Source organism: Larkinella sp. VNQ87 (assembly GCF_049445795.1).
Classification (GTDB): Bacteria; Bacteroidota; Bacteroidia; order Cytophagales; family Spirosomataceae; genus Larkinella.
Genome location: NZ_JBMSDT010000001.1, coordinates 609,652 through 629,647, shown reverse-complemented (window position 1 = coordinate 629,647; position 19,996 = coordinate 609,652). Strand labels below are relative to the sequence as shown.

Annotated in this window: 12 protein-coding genes; 8 read left to right on the top strand and 4 right to left on the bottom strand. The window is 52.1% G+C overall.

From position 1 onward, the window contains the following. Nucleotides 1–720: 720 nt before the first annotated feature. The 5 genes from ACO2Q8_RS02680 (at nt 721) to ACO2Q8_RS02660 (ending at nt 12,259) form a co-directional block, all read left to right on the top strand. Complete coding sequence (locus ACO2Q8_RS02680; protein WP_423343227.1) at nt 721–6,831, top strand: gliding motility-associated C-terminal domain-containing protein; 6,111 nt, start codon at nt 721–723, stop codon at nt 6,829–6,831. Nucleotides 6,832–6,836: 5 nt separating this feature from the next. After that, nucleotides 6,837–7,823: a PorP/SprF family type IX secretion system membrane protein gene (locus ACO2Q8_RS02675; RefSeq protein WP_423343226.1), complete on the top strand. Its 987-nt coding sequence runs from the start codon at nt 6,837–6,839 to the stop codon at nt 7,821–7,823. Between the two features lie 71 nt (nt 7,824–7,894). Continuing rightward, the gene (locus ACO2Q8_RS02670) at nt 7,895–10,273 is read left to right on the top strand and encodes an OmpA family protein (RefSeq protein WP_423343225.1); all 2,379 of its coding nucleotides are present in this window, start codon (nt 7,895–7,897) and stop codon (nt 10,271–10,273) included. 38 nt (nt 10,274–10,311) lie between these two features. Continuing rightward, complete coding sequence (locus tag ACO2Q8_RS02665; protein ID WP_423343224.1) at nt 10,312–11,232, top strand: PorP/SprF family type IX secretion system membrane protein; 921 nt, start codon at nt 10,312–10,314, stop codon at nt 11,230–11,232. A gap of 154 nt (nt 11,233–11,386) precedes the next feature. Beyond that, nucleotides 11,387–12,259: a glycosyltransferase family 2 protein gene (locus ACO2Q8_RS02660; protein WP_423343223.1), complete on the top strand. Its 873-nt coding sequence runs from the start codon at nt 11,387–11,389 to the stop codon at nt 12,257–12,259. Nucleotides 12,260–12,265: 6 nt separating this feature from the next. Here the strand turns inward: ACO2Q8_RS02660 and ACO2Q8_RS02655 are convergent, their stop codons facing one another. After that, nucleotides 12,266–12,745, bottom strand: a complete 480-nt coding sequence (locus ACO2Q8_RS02655) for a low affinity iron permease family protein (RefSeq protein ID WP_423343222.1) — start codon at nt 12,743–12,745, stop codon at nt 12,266–12,268. A 176-nt stretch (nt 12,746–12,921) separates the two neighbouring features. Here ACO2Q8_RS02655 and ACO2Q8_RS02650 point away from each other — a divergent pair, with 176 nt between their 5' ends. Further along, complete coding sequence (locus ACO2Q8_RS02650; RefSeq protein WP_423343221.1) at nt 12,922–14,781, top strand: ABC transporter ATP-binding protein; 1,860 nt, start codon at nt 12,922–12,924, stop codon at nt 14,779–14,781. A 26-nt stretch (nt 14,782–14,807) separates the two neighbouring features. Here the strand turns inward: ACO2Q8_RS02650 and ACO2Q8_RS02645 are convergent, their stop codons facing one another. Then, nucleotides 14,808–15,935 carry a TlpA family protein disulfide reductase gene (locus ACO2Q8_RS02645; protein ID WP_423343220.1) on the bottom strand — a complete coding sequence of 376 codons (1,128 nt, stop codon included), beginning with the start codon at nt 15,933–15,935 and terminating at the stop codon, nt 14,808–14,810. Between the two features lie 184 nt (nt 15,936–16,119). Between ACO2Q8_RS02645 and ACO2Q8_RS02640 the strand changes: the two genes are divergently transcribed. Next, a complete protein-coding gene (locus ACO2Q8_RS02640) occupies nt 16,120–17,202 on the top strand; it encodes a sensor histidine kinase (RefSeq protein ID WP_423343219.1) in 1,083 nt (360 codons plus the stop codon). Next, nucleotides 17,195–17,878, top strand: a complete 684-nt coding sequence (locus ACO2Q8_RS02635; protein WP_423343218.1) for a LytR/AlgR family response regulator transcription factor — start codon at nt 17,195–17,197, stop codon at nt 17,876–17,878. The genes ACO2Q8_RS02640 and ACO2Q8_RS02635 overlap by 8 nt, the downstream gene beginning before the upstream one ends. Before the next feature lie 42 nt (nt 17,879–17,920). Here ACO2Q8_RS02635 and ACO2Q8_RS02630 read toward each other — a convergent pair whose 3' ends face one another. Then, nucleotides 17,921–18,532 (bottom strand): Uma2 family endonuclease, encoded by a 612-nt coding sequence (locus ACO2Q8_RS02630; protein ID WP_423343217.1) that lies wholly within the window; start codon nt 18,530–18,532, stop codon nt 17,921–17,923. A gap of 68 nt (nt 18,533–18,600) precedes the next feature. After that, a complete protein-coding gene (locus tag ACO2Q8_RS02625; protein WP_423343216.1) occupies nt 18,601–19,983 on the bottom strand; it encodes a Gfo/Idh/MocA family protein in 1,383 nt (460 codons plus the stop codon). Nucleotides 19,984–19,996: the final 13 nt, after the last annotated feature.

Below are 19,996 nucleotides of genomic sequence, written 5' to 3'. Positions count from 1 at the left end.
TTGAGCTATCAGTGGCTGGGGGCAGGGGTGAGTGGTCAGAGTGGCAGCAGTGTGACGGTTTCGAACCTGACGAACACGAGCACCTTTACGGTGGTCATCAGTGATGGGGGGGTGAGTGGCTGTAGTATCACCCGGCAGATCACGGTGGGGGTTAACCCCGCGCCTACTCCGGCCTTAGTCTCAACTTCTAACCCGACCTCCTGTACGGGAAGCAATGATGGGAATATCTTACTTGGAAATTTTGCCGCTAACCAGACTTACCAAATACGGTACCGCCGTAACAACGGTGAAATTAGTATAGAAACGCGAAACGCCGATGGAGCCGGGCAAATCCTGCTCAATGCGTTACAAACCGGGATATACAGCATAACTGCGTTAGTGGGGGAATGTGCAGGGAATCCGATCACTGTCACCTTAGTACAACCTGATGGGCCCGAAAAACCGCAAGTATCGATATCCCCAACTGCTACTGTCTGTTTAGGCTCAATGGTAACCCTGACAGCCCATGGCGGCAACGGAGCGGTTTTTCAGTGGACCGGATCGGGCTTATCGGCAACAGTAGGCAGTGAGGTGACCGTAATCCCTACCTCAGCGGGAAATCAGGTATATACCGTAACCCAGACAGTTAACGGATGCACAAGCACTGAGGCTACCAGTGTTACGATTACAGGGATACAGTGTACAACTTGTACAGTAGAACCGCCCATCATTGTGTGCGACGTGACCGATATTTGTCCGGGAGACGCCGTTACGCTTCGCGCATCAAACTGTGCCGGAACCATCATCTGGTCGACGGGAGCAACGGGGGAAAACCTGGTCGTTTCACCCACCACCTCAGCGACGTATACCGCCCAATGTAAGCTGGCAAACTGCACAAGTGAGCCATCGAAGCCGGTTATTATTAAAGTATCCAATCCGCAACCGCCCACAATTACCGCCCAGGCGACAGAAATTTGTGTAGGCAGTACGGTAAGTTTGACTGCTACAGGATGCGAAGGCAGAATTATCTGGTCTACCGGAGCAACGGGGTCGGTTATTTCGGTGATGCCGGAAGGAACAACTACGTATTACGCCAACTGCCGGATACATAATTGTATCAGCGGCCCTTCACAGTCCATTATTATCCGAACCGGACCGTTACCAAAACCGTCCATTATTGCTACAACGAACACCATCTGCCCCGGTGAAACCAGTACGCTAACCATTGTCAATTGCATCGGTGTCCCCTTATGGTCGACGGGCGAATCGACGGCGAGTATTCTTGTTGCCCCAACAACAACGACTTCGTACACGGTGGTTTGCAAACGCGAAACTTGTGTCAGTCCTGTGTCCGATGTGTTCGTCGTGAACGTTGCAAAACCGCAGCCGCCTTTGGTCGATATCAGCGCAGATGTAATCTGTCTGGGTGGATCAGTACAACTGACGGCGATGAATTGTGCGGGTACGGTTACCTGGTCAAATGGAGCGATGGGAGCTACGGTAAGTATATCGCCCACCAACAACACAACCTACCGGGCTACCTGTAAAGTGGGTAATTGCACCAGCGAACCATCGCAACCGCTGTCGGTTACGGTGGTCAATCCGGCAGCACCCATTATTAAATCCGATAAAACGCTGATTTGTGCAGGAGAAGTAGTGACGCTAACGGCTGAAGGATGTCAGGGAGGACAAGTGATCTGGTCAGACCAATCGACAGGGCGCAGCATCACGGTGATGCCAGGCTCGACAACCCATTACACCGCGCAATGTAAAGAACACAACTGCACCAGCGTAACCTCAAACACCATTACGGTAAATGTCAATAACAGCAATGCTCCGACTCCGACGGTGGTAGCGTCGGCGACCGCGATTTGTAAAGGTCAGCCTGTCACCCTGACGGCAACCGGATGCGGCAACGGAACGGTGGTGTGGTCGACGAATGCAACAGGTAATACGTTGATTGTGAATCCAACGCAGACAACGGAATATTACGCGGCTTGTAAAGTAAACGAACAATGTAACGGATTACCCGCCAAAATTACAGTACACGTCAATACCCCCGCAAAGCCGACTATTCGGGTCTGTAAGTGTACGGATGGGCATATTTGTCCGGGCGACGAAATTCGTCTGACCGTAGAAGGCTGTATGGGAACTCCGCTGTGGTCAAACGGAGAAACGGCTACCAGTATCATAGTATCGCCAACGCAGACGACGGTTTATACCGTAACCTGTCAAAACAACGGTTGCATCAGTGATCCCTCGGATGCGTATACGGTGGTCGTTAATACGCCATTGCCACCGGTTGTCTGGGCGTCGAAGACAGAAATTGAACCGGGTGAAACCGTAGTTCTTTCGGCAACGGGTTGCGTCGGCGGGCAAATAATCTGGTCCACCGGAGCAACGGGTAGTAGTATTGAGGTGAATCCAACTACCTCGACAAGCTATTACGCCCATTGCAAAATCAAAGGCTGTCTGAGCGAACCAACCCCGGTTACGGTAAAAATCAAAGGAGAATGTGATGCGCCGGTGCCCATGGTTTCTGCTTCTACGTCGGTTGTTTGCTACGGTGGGTCAGCTACCTTAACGGCAACTGGATGCCCGAATGGTACGATCATCTGGTCCAATGGCGAAACCGGAAGCAGCATGGTGCTGGAAAACATAACCGGCCACCGGCCGTACACAGCGGTTTGTAAGGTACATGACACATGCCAGAGCGCGGCATCTGACCCAATCAGCGTATCGGTGGTCACACTTTACGCGCCAACACTTGCCGCCGACAATATGAATCTCTGCCCCGGCGAAACCACTAAGCTTACAGCCATCGGTTGTCCGGGCACCGTAACCTGGTCAACAGGTGCGACCGGAACCAGCCTTAGCATTGGGCTAACGGCAACAACCGATTATTGGGCCACCTGTTCCCTTGGAACCTGCGTCAGTGAAAAATCACCGGTAAGCACCATACAGGTCAATACTCCGGCGGCTCCGATGATTTCGGTCAATACACCTGCCGTATGCTTCGAGAACCCGGTTACCTTAACGGCAGCGGGTTGCCAGAACGGTACAGTGATATGGTCGAACAACCAGATGGGGGCTTCCATCACGCTTTATCCGACGCAAACCGCAACCTATTGGGCTATCTGCAGTACATCACAAGATTGCAAAAGTGACAAATCGAACGAGGTAACGATAACGGTGCATCCGAAAGTGAATAAACCGCTTGTCGTGAATATCATTAACGATTGTCCGCTGCTAACAGCCGACCTCACAAAAGCCATCAATAGTTCTGTCTCGACAACAGGGGGGGAATTCGAATTCTATACCAGTTCAACGCCGAATCCCGCGCAAAAAGTGGCAAATCCGACCACTGTAGGGGCAGGAACCTATTATGCTGTCGAGAAAACAACAAATGGTTGCTACAGCCCGGCCAGCCAAATTATGGTGACAGTAATTACCTGTGGTGAAATTCTCTGTACGACCAACCCGGCTACGGCATCGGCCGGTCCGGACGCGACAATCTGTTCGGCGAAGGAATACAAATTGAACGGAACGCTGGGCGGAGCCGCCACCAGTGCGCTCTGGACGAGCAGTGGCACGGGTACTTTTGATAATCCGGCTTCTCTGGATGCGACTTACAAACCGTCCCTCGCCGATGCCAATGCCGGTTTTGTGATCCTGACATTCACGACGAATGATCCAGACGGAAACGGCCCCTGTCAGCCCGCTAAAGCTTCCATGAAGCTGACGATTGAAGGACCCAAGATCCAGCCGACGATTACCCAGGTGAATACTGTCCTATGCCACGGCGATTCGGTTTTGCTACACGCATCCCCGGATGGTCATAAATACCGCTGGAGTACGCTCGAAACGACCCAAAGCATTGTGGTAAAAACCAGCGGAACTTATTCGGTACAATTGGTAGATAATCAGGGTTGTGCGTCGGTGGCATCGGAGCCGGTAGTTATCCACGTGAAGGAACCCATCGAGTCACCGATTGCGGCCATGATGGTCCGGAATACGTGTCCGAGCCAGACGGTCGATCTGACAAAAGTGGTGGAAAATGAGCCTTTTACCCCGGGTGGTGTCTTTGAGTTTCACCTGAGCGAGAGTCCCGCGTCACCCATCGTCATGCGTCCGGATGCCGTTGGTAAAGGAGTTTTCTATGCCTTTGAACGGAGTACATCCGGTTGCTATAGTCCACCAACTCTGATTGATGTCGGGATCTTTGATTGTGTTACTGATACCTGCCGTTCGGACCTCTATGTCAGGTATACCGTTGACAATCCGAACCCTAAAGTGGGGGACGTCGTCACGTTTAACGTGAAACTGGGAAACAAAGGCACGTGTACGGCCACCCACAGCGACATCCGGATCATTCTGCCGAGCGGCCTGGAACTGGTGTCGCCGGGGAATCTGATTGTCGATGCCCACGGGCATTTAGGAGCCTGGATTTCGGTTCTGCCTGCCGGGGATGAAGTGTCTTTCCACTACTCGGTACGGGTATTGACAAAAGGAGCGATCAGCAACCTGGTGGAAATCATCTATCTCGATCAGGTCGATCCGAACCTGGCCGACAACAAGGCTACGGTGACAATTGAAGATACCACACCCGCTCAATCGAATAGTGTGGGCGTAGCGAAAGCGCTGAAAGGAGTAACGCAAAAAGAAGAAACCCTGTTTGAATTTACTTATGACATTGCGTTGACCAACTTGAGTGACCAGAATGCAACTCAGGTACAGGTAACGGATGATGTCCAGTCGGTTTTTGATCCACACGTGATCGAATCGGTCGTTGTATCGGTTGGAAATGGTTCGATGCTAAAACTCAATCCGGCCTATAGTGGCTGGGTCGGTAATACGCAGCTCCTGCTCAGCGAGAGTATGATCAAAGCGGGTGCTACCGAACATATTCTGCTGAAGGTCAATGTTCGGACGCATCCGGAGGGAAGCCTGACCAAGACGTTCTATAATCAGGCATACCTGCTGGCCAAACTCGATGAGGTCACAGTGAATGATGCGTCTACGAATGGCAGCAAAGCCGATCCGGATAACGATGGCAATCCGAATAATAACACCGAGCCGACTCCCGGTCAGTTCAATTCGGCTCCGCCTTCGCAACTCGGGGTGGCGCTGGCCGTCGCGAGGGTCGAGCCACAGGCCGATAGCAGCTATAATGTAACATATACAGTAACGATTAAAAACTACGGAAACACGAACCTGAGTCAGGTTCAGCTCTCCGATAGTCTGCTCGCCGGGTATGAGAAACCTGATTCGTGCCGCGTGGTTGGGATTCCAGCTGTAGGTGTCAATAGTACGCTGAAACCCAATGTTAATTACGACGGGAAACAACTCTCCTCGCTCCTCGATAGCGAGCACAGTACCTTGGCGGCTGGAGCGTCGGATACAGTTCAGGTAACGGTCAACATCAAGCCCGCAAATTCGATGGGTCCGTTCTATACCCAACTAATCGGAACCGGCCTTCAGGCTGATACGCTGGTGACCGACCTCTCCAATACCGGGTTCAATCCGGCACCTTATGGTAACGAACCGACAGCCGTGCGGTTCGATCTGCCACCGTCCTTGCTTGGAGTGGCCAAATCGGTCAGCAAATTGGAAGATCTGGGGGCTGGCGTTTACAACATTACCTATACCATCAAGGTGGGTAACCTCGGCTCGGATGATCTGAAGCAGGTACAGGTAGCTGATAATCTGACTCAGACGTTTGGCAATGATGTGCTGATCGGACCAAAGAAACCGGTCATTGTGGCCGACACGGGTCTGACAGTAGACACAACCTATACCGGACAGGGGCTGCTGACAAACCTGCTGGTCGATTCCCTGAGTACATTACCTAAGGGAGAAACACGGAGCATCCACCTCACGGTTCAAGTAGATATTCGTAACAGCCCGAACACGATCTACCACAACATCGCCATCGCCAAAGCCATGACACTGGACGGGGTTACGATGCTGACGGACACGTCGACGGCGGGTTCCAGTGTTGACCCGGACAATGACCTTGATCCGCGCAACAACAGTCTGCCAACCACGATCACGTTATTGGGTGTTCCCAAAGCCCCGGCAATTGGGGTGGCGTTGGCGGTCAAAGACACGGTTCGTCAAACCGATGGTAGTTACCGGGTTACGTATCAGCTTGTTGTTAAAAACTATGGTTCGGCAGAGCTGACAAATGTGCAGTTAACCAGCAAACTCGCCGAGGTATTCAACACCACCACCGGGGCCAGCTATAAGGTTGAGGGACTAACCCTCTTATCCGATAGTGAATTGTTAGCCAATACGGGTTACGACGGCGCGGCTGATCCGGAATTGCTGGCTGCGGGCAGTAAACTGGCGGTTGGCCGGAGCGATACCCTGGTACTGGCGTTGAATCTGACAACTGACGGCCGGACGAGTCCATACCTCAACTCGGTCTACGCAATGGCCGTTGCCGGATCGGATACCGTTCGCGATGTGTCGACCAATGGCCTTGATCCGGACCTGAACGGCAACAACGATCCGACCGAAGCCGATGAAAGTGTACCGACTCCGCTGATCTTCAATACCAATGGGGACGAAATCATGATTCCCGAAGGCTTTTCGCCCAACGGCGATGGTATTAATGATCAGTTTGTCATTCGAAATACGGGCGGGGCTACCGTCCAATTGGAAGTCTTTAACCGCTGGGGCCACACGGTTTACCGCAACCTGGATTACAGGAATGACTGGGACGGTACCACAAATACCGGTGTGCGGATTGGGTCGAATTCGAAAGGGTTGCCCGATGGCACGTACTTCTACGTCGTCGAACTGAGCGATGGCCGCAAGTTTATACGATTTATGACGATTAACCGCTAAAAACGATGGTAAGCAGGTTTAGAAAATGGGGGAAAATAGCGCTGCTGCTGGCTGGAATGGCTGGAGGTAGCCGGGTTCAGGCGCAGCAGGACCACATGTTTTCGCAGTATATGTTTAATATGATGGCCGTCAATCCCGCTTATGCCGGGAGTCGCGATGTGTTGAGCATGACGGCGTTGTACCGCAACCAGTGGGGTGGTATTGAAGGAGCTCCGCAAACGACCACCTTTACCATCGACATGCCCGTCAACCGCGAGCGGATTGGCCTGGGGCTGCAACTGTTCAACGACCGGATTGGCGAGTATAACACCACCGGCGCGTATGCTTCGTACGCGTTTCGGATTAAATTGGGGAGTCGTTCCACCCTCGGGCTCGGCATCCAGGCCGGAGCCAGTAGTTTTCAGGCGGATCTGGCAAAAGTGCGGACCGATCGGGAAGGCGATCCGGCTTTTGCCGAGAACGTTTCGAAAATCCTGCCCAATTTCGGGACCGGTATTTACCTCAGCAACGATAAATCGTACATCGGCGTTTCGGTCCCCCAATTGATCAAAAACCGGCTGACGGACTACAATGCCGGTTTGCAAAAATCCGTCCAACGGCGTCACGCCTACGCCATGGCCGGGTTTGTGGTTCGGTTGAGTCCGGTTCTGAAACTGAAACCGTCGACGCTGGTGAAATACGTCGAAGGCGCTCCGCTGGGCATTGATGGCAACCTGAATTTGTGGATTGCCGACCGGATTGCGGTCGGGACTTCCTACCGACGGAATCAGTTTAACAGCTACGAGAGTGCGCTCAACAACGGCGACAAATACAACCAGGATGCGATTGTCGGAATTGTAGAAGTGCAGCTATCCGACCAACTCCGGCTGGGTTATGCCTACGATCAGATGCTGAATAAACTGAAAACCTTCAAGTTGCCTTCCCACGAAATCATGCTCCGGTATGAACTGGGTTTTGGAAAAAATAAAATTCTAACCCCCCGCTATTTCTGATTTGATTGGCAAACGTTTACGGTGTTATAGTGCGGGTGTTGTCTCTAGTTTGAAGTCCAGCTACCTTTCTTATGCGTGGTGTTCTCCTGTTGTGTTGTCTGGTGATTGGACTGGTCGGGTCTGCGCTGGCACAGTCGCTGTTGAAACAGGCGGATCATCAGTTCGACCGGCTGGCGTACAGCAATGCCATTAACCTGTACGAAGAGGCACTGAACCGGTCGGAGCTGTCGGAAGAGGAACGGCTGTCGACCTTGTCAAAATTAGCGTACAGCTACCGACAGCTGCGGGATATGCCCAATGCCGAACGAGTCTATCGGAGCCTGTTCGGACAGTTGAAAGAGCCGAAAACCGACTACATTCCCTGTTATCTGTATTATGCACAGACACTGGCCAGCAACGGCAAATACCGGGAATCGCAGGAAGTGTACGAGCTATACAGCCGATACCAAAACGACGACCAGCGGGGAAAGCAATTCTCTAAACTCTATAAAGACATCAGTATTTTGTCGCGGAATCCCGGGAATTACAAGATTGACTTTCTGGAAATCAACACCAGCGGAGCGGAGTTTAGCCCCATGTATTACAAAGACGGACTGGTGTTTGTAACCAACAAGCGCCAGGGAGGCCCCCTCAAACGTGTCTTTAGCTGGGACAACTCACCCTTTCTCGATCTGTATTTCATGCCCGACGCGACCAACTTCAGCAACACCGTCGCCAGTCTGGGCGGTGGCGTCGCCCATCGAACCCCCAAACGGGTAAAACCCCAGCGCACCTTGGGCGAAGATGCCTATACCGACCCGACCGCGAATGACAGCCGAACGCTGGGATTCAATGGGGGGAGCCGTAGGCCGACAAACTCCGAACTCAATGAATCGGCTGGGGAGACGAAACAGTTTGCCCGAACCCTCAACACAAAGTACCATGAAGGGCCCGTTGCGTTTACCAAAGACGGCTCGAAAGTATTCTTCACGCGCAACAATTATAACCAGGGCAAATACCGGGAAAGCTCCGACGGTATCAACAAGTTAAAGCTGTATGTTGCTGAGGAACAAAAAGGAGCTTGGGGGAAAGCGCACGAATTGCCTTTTAACAGCGACGAGTTTTCGACCGGCCATCCGGCCTTAAGTCCCAGCGACAACCTGCTTTATTTTGCTTCCGACCGGCCCGGCGGTTTTGGTGGAACCGACCTCTATGTTTCCCGGTTTGACGACGGCAAGTGGTCGGAACCGGTCAATCTGGGCAAGGACATCAACACCAAAGGAAACGAGTTGTTTCCATTTGTTGATGACCGGGGCAACCTGTATTTCTCCTCAGATGGCCATCCCGGACTTGGCGATCTGGACATTTTTTATGCCCAGCTTGTAGAGGGAACATCCGTCAAATCGGTTCAGAATATGGGCGAACCGCTCAACTCATCGAGAGACGATTTTGGAATTGTGACCGACGGCGTCCGGATGAATGGCTATTTCAGCAGCAACCGGTTACACGGGGGGACCGACGACGACATTTACCGGTTTCAGCGGATCGGTTCGCTGTATACTTGCCGGGAACTGACCATCAACGTCTTTGATGCACAAACGAAACAACCGCTCGGCAACGCACAACTGGATATTGATCAGCAAAATCTGACAGACGGTAAACGACTAGCACAAACTGATGCGGAGGGGAACGTGCGACTTTGTCTGGATCCGGACAGTGATTTTCGAATTGCCGCATCCTTACCCGGTTTTCAAACCAACCGGCTCGGTTTTTCAACCCGGGGGTTGGCGGATGATCAGCCTCTGCGGCTGGAAATCCCGTTGAATACCGCCCAATTGCTGGCGGCAACCCCGCTGAAATCGCGTATCCGGGGCCGGATTCTGACCCATTCGGAACGCCAGCCCATCGACAGCGTGGCGGTGATTTTACGGAATCTGTGCGACAGCACGGTTGTGCAAATGATGACCGGAGCAGATGGTAGCTACGAATTTATGGTCGATCCGGGTTGTGAATACCTGCTGGAAGCCATCAAAGATTGTATGGGGACTACCGGTGCGCGCATCCTGCCGGCAGCTAACGCGACAACGGAGTTGATGATGTTCCGGGCGGGCGACATCATCGAAATCGAGAACATCTATTACGACCTGGATAAATGGACCATCCGGCCGGATGCGGCTGTGGAACTCAACAAACTCGTTGCGCTGATGAAAAAATACCCCCGGATGCGTATTGAACTCCGGTCGCATACCGACAGCCGGGCTTCAGCGGCTTACAACAAAGTACTGTCGACCAAGCGGGCGCGGGCCGTTGTAAATTACCTGGTAAAAGGCGGTATTTCGGCCAAACGGATGAAGGCCGCCGGTTATGGCGAAAGCTTGTTGCTGAACGGTTGTAAAGACGGTGTAAAGTGTACGGAAGCCGAACATCAGCGGAATCGGCGGACCGAAATTAAGATACTTCAGGTTGAATAGCTTTCTTTGTACTTTCGTACACCCAATTTGACTCGTGAATGATTCGGAAAGCTGTCTGGAAATTAGCCTGTCTTCTAAGCCTGTGCGTGACCGGGAGCCAAACGGTCTGGGCGCAACGGGAAGTTTTGTATTCGCAATACCTGACAAATCCCCTCACCATCAATCCCGCCTTTACCGGTAGCCGGGAAAGCCTGACGATGACGGCTATTTTTCGGCGGAAGTGGTTCTCGCTGCGCGGACCCGGCTTTGGAATTACGCAAAGCTTCGGGGCGGATGGGCCGTTGGCGGGCGGGAAAGTAGGCTTGGGCCTTCAGGCGCTCAACGACCGAATGGGTCTCTATTCCAACACCGGCGTTTACGGGAGTCTGTCTTATCGAATCACGCTGCCGTCGATGGCGAAACTGTCGTTCGGTGCTTCGGGCGGGATCAACGTGTTGCCGGTTTACGATGCATCGAGCATAGCCGCCGTCAATAAAGCACTTCCGAGCGTGGGAGCGGGCGTTTATTACGAAGCCGAGCGGTTTTGGGCGGGTGTCTCCATGCCCGAAATCATCGACCGGGCCCTGAGTCTGGACAATCGGCAAAACTCCTCGGTTCGCTACCAACGGCCGTTGTTCATCAATTTTGGCGGTCGACTTAAAGCCAGCGAAGGGATTGAGTTTCTGCCGTCTATTCTGCTCACCCAACAAACCGGGTATCCGCTCGGGATCGACCTCAACACCAAAGTCTGGCTTGAAGAAAAACTAGGGCTGGGTCTGTCGTACCGGGCTAACAACAGCACCATCCTCAGTACTCAAAATTACTTCGTTGTGCTGGCAGAGTATGAATTGTCGGGCAGTATCCGGGTTGGCTACACCTACAACAGCCGCCAGATCGAAAATCCGTTTTATCTTCAGAAGGGTGTTCATGAACTTGTCTTCCGGTATACACCCAGCCCCATTCGGTTTCAGTATAAATAACGGTTTGCGGTATTCAGTGTTCGCTATTCAGTGTTCATTATTCGTTATTTCTGTAGTTAATCGCAACGCGCGAGTAACAACGGAAGATGACAAAATTTTAATATTGAATAACGAATAACGAAAACTGTGTTCCGCGCACCCTCTCCTTCCGCCTATGAAAGTCTCCGGGTTTAGTTTTATTCGCAATGCTGTTCGGTTTGATTATCCCATTGTCGAAGCCATCCAGTCGATTCTGCCGCTTTGCGATGAATTTGTCGTAGCGGTTGGAAAGTCTGAGGATGAAACGCTGAACCTGATTCGTTCAATTCCTTCCGAGAAAATCCGGATTATTGAAACCGTCTGGGATGATTCGCTGCGGGAAGGGGGGCGGGTGCTGGCCGTGGAAACCGATAAGGCCCTGGCCGCCATTGCGCCGGACTCCGACTGGGCATTTTACATCCAGGGCGATGAGGTCTTGCACGAGAAGTACCTACCGGTGGTGCAGGATGCCATGCAGAAATACAAGGAAGATGCGGAGGTGGAAGGGATTTTACTGAATTACCTGCATTTTTACGGTTCATACCACTACATCGGTGATTCGCGCCGGTGGTACCGCCGGGAAATCCGGATTATCCGAAATACCGGGAAAGTCAAAGCCTATCGCGACGCCCAGGGTTTTCGGACGATCGGCAACCGTAAACTACGCGTCAAATTGATTGACGCGACAATGTATCACTACGGCTGGGTGAAACCACCTGAAAAACAAGTGGATAAGCTAGGCACCTTTGGTCGGTACTGGCATGATGATTCTTACCTGGCCCAAACGCGTGCTGAACTGAAAACCTTCGATTATAGCGGCATCGACTCGCTGGCCCTCTTTGAAGGAACCCACCCCGCTGTCATGCAGGCCCGCATCGACCGGATGAACTGGCAATTCAATTTCGACATCCGGCAAAAAAAGCTGTCGCTGAAAAACCGGGTGTTGAAAGTCATTGAAGACCTGACCGGCTGGCGGGTCGGCGAGTACCGCAATTATAAGTTGTTGTAAGAGAGGTTAGGCCGATTTCTTCCGGGCTTTCCGCTGGCGCTGATCTTTGAGCTTTTCGACGTGTCGTTCTTCTGCTTCTTCCACTGAATGGGATGCGGTAATTTTAGCATCCTTTTTCGCTTTCTCAACCAGCACTGTGTAATAACGGTGCAGCGTCAGTAGCTCGGCTTCCGACAAGTCTTCGACGTTCAGGAGCCGGTTGCTGGCACCGTCCTGCGCGGCAATCAACTCGTTCAGTTTTAGCTGGATTGCCATCGAATCTTTGTTTTGCGATTTCTGAATCAGAAAGACCATAAGAAAGGTTATGATCGTCGTACCGGTGTTGATCACCAGTTGCCAGGTATCGGAATAATGAAAAATCGGCCCGGTTATAACCCAGACCAGAATTGTGATCAGGGCCAGCAGGAAAGCCGTTGAACTGCCGGTGGCTTTGGTAACGTCGGTTGAAAACCGTTCGAACAGGGCAGTGAAGCCTTTTTGTTTCATGATTAACGAAGGATTGTGGTCAGGATGACCGATCTGATTCCGTAAAAGAACACGAAATAGAACGAATATAAACGATTCGATCGGTTAAGATTGCATTAAAACCGGCCAATCAGTAAGCCAAACCGTTCCCGCAAAAACCTTGAGAACCAATTTCGTTTGGGGCGTGTATGTTTACTATGGCAAAAACACCCGTTCCCGATCTCCCCGGACGCCTGCCCGGTTCGTCCGAAAAAACGGAGCTTTCCTGGAAAGACCGGTTTGCGGCTTTACGCAACCTGCCCGCTTTTTTCCGAATGGTTTGGCAGGCTTCCCCCGGCCTTTTTCTGAGCAACGCGCTTGTCCGGCTGATTCGGGCCGCCATGCCTGCGCTGGCATTATACATTGGCAAACTGATTATTGACGAGGTAATTCGGCTGTCAAACCAGCCAACTATCGATACCGACGGGCTCTGGACGCTGGTAGGAGCGGAGTTTGGCTTGGCCGTGTTGTCTACGGCATTGGGGCGGCTCACCAGTCTGCTCGACAGCCTACTGGGTGACCTGGTCACCAACCAGACCTCTGTCAGACTGATGGAGCATGCGGCCACGCTCGATCTGGAGCAATTCGAAGACGCGACGTTCTACGACAAACTCGAACGCGCCCGCCGACAAACCACGGGCCGGTCATTTTTGCTGTCGGGGATTTTCGGACAGGCGCAGGAATTGATCTCGGTCGGTTTTCTGGCAGCTGGTCTGGCCGTTTACAACCCCTGGCTGCTGATTCTGCTGCTGCTGGCCGTGATTCCGGCGTTTATCGGCGACAATTATTTCAACCAGAAAAGCTATTCGGTGTCCCGAAGCTGGACGCCCGAACGGCGCGAACTCGATTACCTGCGGTTTGTGGGCGCGAGCGACGAAACCGCAAAAGAAGTCAAAATCTTCGGCTTGTCGAACTTCCTGATCGACCGGTTTCGGACCTTGTCGGGCCAGTATTACGCCAAAAACCGGGATCTGGCGATTCGGCGGGCGGGCTGGGGAACTGCGCTGACCGTGGTGGGCACGATGGGCTACTATGGCGCTTACATCTGGATTGTGGCCCGGGCCGTCAGCGGGACGATTTCCATTGGCGACCTGACGTTTCTGGCGGGTTCGTTCCGGCAACTGCGCGGGTCGATGGAAGGTATTCTGTTGCAATTCAGCAGTCTGACGCAGGAAGCGGTTTACCTCCAGGATTTGTTCGACTTTTTCGAAATCAAACCGCTCATCCATTCGACGGAAAAACCGCTGTTGTTTCCGGAAAAAATTCAACAGGGCTTTGTCTTTGAAAATGTCGGTTTTAAGTATACCAATTCGGACCGCTGGGCGCTGCGAAACCTGAGTTTTACGCTCAAACCAGGTGAAAAACTGGCGCTGGTGGGCGAAAACGGGGCCGGAAAAACCACGCTCGTCAAGCTGCTGGCCCGGTTGTATGACCCCGCCGAAGGCCGGATTTTGCTCGACGGCCGGGATTTGCGCGACTATGACCTGATCGATCTGCGCCGGAACATTAGCGTGATTTTTCAGGACTACGTACGGTTTAAGATGTCGGCGGGTGTCAACATTGCCGTGGGCGACATCGGTGAACGCACGAACCAGCCACGCATCGAAAACTCGGCGCAACGCAGTCTGGCCGATACCGTCATTGCCAAATTACCGGGTGGGTATGAGCAGCAACTCGGTCGTAGTTTCGGGAAAGGCGTTGAACTGTCGGGTGGAGAGTGGCAGAAAGTGGCGCTGGGCCGGGCCTATATGCGCGACTCCCAGGTGCTGATTCTCGACGAGCCCACGGCGGCCCTGGATGCCCGCGCCGAGTACGAAGTCTTCCAGCGGTTTGCCCGGCTGACGGAAGGCAAGGCCGCCGTGATTATTTCCCACCGGTTTTCGACCGTCCGCATGGCCGACCGGATTCTGGTGCTGGAAAGCGGTCAACTGCTCGAAATCGGCAGCCATACCGAGTTGCTTGAAAAAGGCGGACGCTATGCTGAACTGTTTCAACTGCAGGCGCGGGGGTATCAGTGAGGGAACAACAGGACAAAGCATAACGGTTACGGCCGGAGGGCCTGTTGAATAGCTGTTTCGAGTTCAGGGGTGAATCCTTCGCTCTGGAAGCTTATTTTACCTTGCCGATCCAGCAAAACATAACGGGGAATGGCATGAAGCGCAAAGGTTTGCCGGGATTGGGCGTTACCCAGTAGCATCGGAAAGGTAATGCCTTTTTTTTGCACCCACCGCTGGGCAGCTTCCCGACTTTTTTCCTCGTGAATAATGCCGTAAACCAACAAACCCGCCTGTTTGTATTTGTCCGAAAACTGCTGGATGTGCGGCATCGATTCCAGACAGGGGCCACACCAGACTTCCCAGAAGTCAAGGAGCGTTACCTTGCCCGTAAACGTTGAGGAGGAGACGGTTTTACCATCAAAATTAGCTAGCGCAAAGGGCTGAATCGGCTGATCCGGTAAACGATTCTCGGGCTTATGATCAGCAAGCGGAGCAAGTTGTAAACGATAGGTTTTCAAAAAATCGGGTTCCGAAAACTGGTCAGTAAAGGAAGGAGCATTTACCTGAAGGTTCTTGATCTGGTAAAATAAGTCCTGCACCTTTCCCAGCGTTTCCTGATGGTGCCGGACGGCCATGGGCAAAAAGCTGGTGCGATCGACGGAAAGGGTTTTGTAACGATTGGTAACATCGTACGCCGGAAGATCCGGGTAGTGCAGGGTCAGATAGTAATAGCGACTGTCCTGCGACACGGAAAACCGAACCGCCTTTGTGGTGTCCAGACGAATCAGGTCAGGGACAATAACTTGTCCGCCGGGATGATAGAGCAGATCTTTAATTTGTCTGACATCGGATATCCGCTTGTAAATCTTGGTACTGTCATCGGTTTCATAAGCTACCTGGCCGTCGTAAACCACTTCGCTTGGAATACCATCGCGTCGGGACCGAAACGAGAAGCCAAAGACCGTATCCCGAGGATTGCGTTGAATCTGAGCGCTTCCGCTCATCCGGCGTGTTGTGCCGGTAACCAGTGTGTCGGTGCGGGTCAGGGTGTACGAGACGGTTTGCAACAAAGCCTGCTTTTGCCGGATAGCCGCAACCAGTTCATCCGCACGTTGGGCGATAACGAAACAAGGGGTACTGAAGAAAAGAGCCAGAAGGAGGAAAAACCGGTTCATTGTGATGCTTGATTACCCCGCGAACTTAGCCGGTATTTAGGACCTTAGCCGGGAATTTCGACCAGCAGGCTGAGAATTCGATCAAACCGGTTTTGTCGAAAAATCCACTGGTTTTGTCGAAAAGTCGGTTCATAAAAACGGATCCTTTCGCAGGGATTCAGGAATACGGTGTATCTTCCGTTTCATGCAGCGTTTACACACGATTTCACTGAGCAGGAGCGAGCTTTATTTTTTCGGGGCGGTTTTTCTTCTTTTTCCGATACTGGTCGACGTTGAGTACAATCTGTACGAGCGAACCGGTACGCTGCCTTCCAGGGTGGACATACTGGAAAGGGTAATCTATGGTGTCCTGCGCCATTTTATTCCTTATCTGGTTTATTACCGGTTTATTCTCCCCTGCCTGATCGGCAAACGTTACGGGACGTTTCTCGGTCGGTTGGTGCTGTATTTTATCGGGTTAAATGGCTATATCCAGTATGTTGTTTACGGAGGATTGATGCACCTGACTTTCTTGCCGACCTCCATCGCGGCTCATGCCCGGACCTGGTTTGAGGCCCGGACAGCCGTTCATTTCAGCATTGTATATGTGCTGCGCGAACTCCTGATGGTGACGGCCCTGGGGTATTACCGGCAGTCGGGCCAACAAGAAAAACAATTGTACGAACTGCGCCAGCAACAGTTACAATCTGAACTGGACGGACTGAAAGAGCAGTTGCGCCCCCATTTTTTCTTTAATACACTCAACAACATCTATTCACTAGCGTTACAACAGTCGCCCAAAACCGCCCCGCTGGTCGCCCGGCATGCCGACATCATGCGTTATATGTTATACCAAGCCCGCCAACAGACCGTGCGTTTGGAGCAGGAAGCTACTTTTCTGGCGAATTACGTAGCCGTTGAGTCGGTACGGTTTTCCGAAAAACTGAACATTCAGTTTGAAACACAAGGCATTCAGGCTTCGGCTTTCATCGAACCGTTGTTGTTGTTACCTTTTGTGGAAAATACGTTTAAACATGGAATTCGGGAGGAAACCAGCACGGGGCATGTTCATATTCTGTTAGTGCTGATCGAACGGGAATTGTTTCTTGAAACCAGCAACAGCAAGGTTTCGCCCGTCGGCAATTTGGAGGAAAACCGGGGGATTGGACTGAAAAACGCGTTAAAGCGGTTATCACTCCTTTATCCTGAGCAGCACGACCTCAGGGTTCAGGAAGACGAGATGTCCTATAAACTTCAGTTACGATTAACGCTGCGATTCAATGAGTAATTGCCTTCTTGTCGAAGACGAGCCGCTGGCTCAACAAGTCATCGAAACATACATCCGCCAGACAGCCGGGTTAAATCTGGTGGAAGTCTGCTACACGGCACTGGAGGCTTTTGAGGTCCTCAACCGGATCCCGATTGACCTGTTATTTTTGGATATTCAGTTGCCTTCACTGACCGGTGTCGACCTGATTCGAAGGCTGAAAGAACCCCCGGCTGTCATCTTTACAACGGCTTATACCGACTATGCCGTTGAGAGTTATGAGTTGAATGCCATCGACTACCTGCTGAAACCAATCACCTACGATCGGTTCCGGCAAAGTGTGTCAAAATTTCTAAAAACAAAGCCGGTTTATTCTTCGCCAAAGGCCCATACCTATTTTAAGGTCAATGGCCAGTTGGTTAAAATCGCACACAATGAGATTCTGTATGCGCAGTCGATAAAAGATTATATCCTCATCAAAACCGCCCAACGCCAGTACATTACCCACCTGACGATGAAGTCACTGACAGAACAGTTACCAACCCGTGATTTCCGACGGGTGCATCGCTCGTTCATCGTCAATCTGGCTCATATTACGGCCCTGGGAAAACAGGAAGTGGAGATTGAGCGAGTGAAAAAGGTGCCTATTGGCGAAAATTATCGGGCTGGTCTCGTTGACGGTCTTTTACGAAGGTAAGTTTTTCTTGAAACCGCTAAACGGCTGGTGGATTCCATCTTTTCAGAATGTTACATCCTCCTCCGCTAGCAACCGCGCCAGGTTCAGTACGCAGTCGTCCAGAACCGGTACGTCGGTATCCCAGTTTTGGGTTAGCCAGGGCGTCGAACGGCTGGCCGTAAAGATTTTGCGGGATCGGGTCGTAATCCAGATAACTTTTCCAATACCGAAATCCAGCATTCGGTCGGTTTTTTCGTAAAAGTAATCCAACTCCCGCGCCGGAAACTCAGCCAGATCGACTTTCACATCCACCTCAATCACCACCTTGGGCGGAATATCGAAATACCGGCCTTTGATCGCTATTTTTTCTTTGTCAAAGATGTCAATGTCATTTGACAGGTTATTTCCTGTTGCGATATGAAGACCGGCCTCGTTGGTGGCGAGCAGATACCTTTTGCGATTGATCTGATTAAATAAATAACCGTGGATAACAGATACCAAAATTGCTTGTAAGTCACTGCTTCCCAGAATCTCTTCGGGCGTTTTCAGATTGGCAAGTACCTCCTTGTAGCCTTTACGATATAAAGGCCGTCCGTTGAGTGTTTCGTAAATCAGGGATTCGGGAATGCTACGGATCGCCGTTTCGGTCGGTGTAGTCAATGCAGTTTCAGCCATAGCGCAGGGATGGATCACGTTGCAGACAAGTATACAAAAATTACGGTGGATTACAAAGCAGAACAGGCTCAGGCTTCCTTCGGCAGCGGCCCCCGGAAGGCATCTTTCTTTTTAATTTCGGGCAGTTTAACCGGTTTGCCTTCCCGCGCCGACTGGTAAATGGCTTCCATAATGTGCTGGTCTTGCAAACCCTCTTCACCGGGCGTGAACGGCTGCTTATTCTGCATGATACACTCTGAAAAATGGTCCATTTCGGTTGCAAACTGGTTGGTTTCCGGTAGCTTCGGCTGCTCGGTTCGCTCAATTTCACCCTCGGCGTAGGACGTTTGCATCTGGATGCCTTTGTACGGAAAAGCCGGGGCCAGTTCCATCCAGCCGCGCTCGGCGTGAACGCGATACCGCCGGGATTCGTGAACTCCATAATGGGTCGAACAACTGGCATAAACTCCACTTGGAAACTTCATCTGCCACGACACCATTTCTTCCACATCCCGAAACCGGGCGTCGCCAGGTGTGCTGTATTGATAGGCAAAAACTTCGGTCGGTTCTTCCGCCAGCAGGTAGCGAACCGTATTCAGGCAGTATAACCCAATGTCGGGCAAGGCACCCCCACCGGCTAGCGCCTTGACGTGCCGCCAGTGTTGCGGATTGGCCGAGTTTTGGGCGTTGACGGCTTCAATGAACTTCACCGCGCCGTATTTTTTGCTTTGCACCATTTCCCGGATCATGCGGTTATTCGGCTCGTACTGAATCCGGTACGCGATCATCAGCTTGCGGTCGGCTTTTTTACAGGCATCGATCATGGCTTGGCAGTCGGCGGCCGAGTTGGCCATCGGTTTTTCGCAGAGAATGTGCTTGCCGGCCTGTGCGCCCCGGATGGTGTATTCGGCATGCATGGAGTTGGGCAGCACGATGTAAATCGCCTGAACCTCCTTGTTTTCCTTCAACTGGTCGTAATTCTGGTAACTGTAACAACTTTCGGTTTTGACGCCGTATTGCTTCGCTACTTTCTGCATTTTCTCCGGACTTCCGCTCACTAACGCCACCACTTTCGATTTTTTGCATTGCCCAAAAGCCGGTAAAAGCTCGTCCAGTGACAAATGCCCCAGTCCGACGATGGCGTAGCCCACGCGCTGATCGTCGGGCAGCGGAGCGGGTGTTTCGGTTTCGCGTTCGGTTTTTGCTTTCCATTCTTCCAGTTGGATCGGTTCACCCGGTTTTTCAGGCACTTTCGCCGGGGGCGTCTCCCAGGGTGAAGAAACTACCTTCGTTCCATCGGAAGTTGTATAAATACTTGATTGGGAACGTGTTGATGATTGGCCCGATCGGCAGGAAGCCGCCAGACTACCAACGACACCGGCGGCTATACCGCGTCCGGCCCATTGTAAAAACTCCTGACGCCCCAGTCCTCGGTCCTGCAACACCGCCAGGAGATGATCCATTTTTTTCATACCGTTGAGTTGT

What these genes read in the sequence shown, in the direction of transcription:
- ACO2Q8_RS02675 (WP_423343226.1), top strand. Translation starts at nt 6,837, where the DNA reads ATGGTAAGCAGGTTTAGAAAATGGGGGAAAATAGCGCTGCTGCTGGCT.
- ACO2Q8_RS02670 (WP_423343225.1), top strand. Translation starts at nt 7,895, where the DNA reads ATGCGTGGTGTTCTCCTGTTGTGTTGTCTGGTGATTGGACTGGTCGGG.
- ACO2Q8_RS02665 (WP_423343224.1), top strand. Translation starts at nt 10,312, where the DNA reads ATGATTCGGAAAGCTGTCTGGAAATTAGCCTGTCTTCTAAGCCTGTGC.
- ACO2Q8_RS02660 (WP_423343223.1), top strand. Translation starts at nt 11,387, where the DNA reads ATGAAAGTCTCCGGGTTTAGTTTTATTCGCAATGCTGTTCGGTTTGAT.
- ACO2Q8_RS02655 (WP_423343222.1), bottom strand. Translation starts at nt 12,745, where the DNA reads ATGAAACAAAAAGGCTTCACTGCCCTGTTCGAACGGTTTTCAACCGAC.
- ACO2Q8_RS02650 (WP_423343221.1), top strand. Translation starts at nt 12,922, where the DNA reads ATGGCAAAAACACCCGTTCCCGATCTCCCCGGACGCCTGCCCGGTTCG.
- ACO2Q8_RS02645 (WP_423343220.1), bottom strand. Translation starts at nt 15,935, where the DNA reads ATGAACCGGTTTTTCCTCCTTCTGGCTCTTTTCTTCAGTACCCCTTGT.
- ACO2Q8_RS02640 (WP_423343219.1), top strand. Translation starts at nt 16,120, where the DNA reads ATGCAGCGTTTACACACGATTTCACTGAGCAGGAGCGAGCTTTATTTT.
- ACO2Q8_RS02635 (WP_423343218.1), top strand. Translation starts at nt 17,195, where the DNA reads ATGAGTAATTGCCTTCTTGTCGAAGACGAGCCGCTGGCTCAACAAGTC.
- ACO2Q8_RS02630 (WP_423343217.1), bottom strand. Translation starts at nt 18,532, where the DNA reads ATGGCTGAAACTGCATTGACTACACCGACCGAAACGGCGATCCGTAGC.
- ACO2Q8_RS02625 (WP_423343216.1), bottom strand. Translation starts at nt 19,983, where the DNA reads ATGAAAAAAATGGATCATCTCCTGGCGGTGTTGCAGGACCGAGGACTG.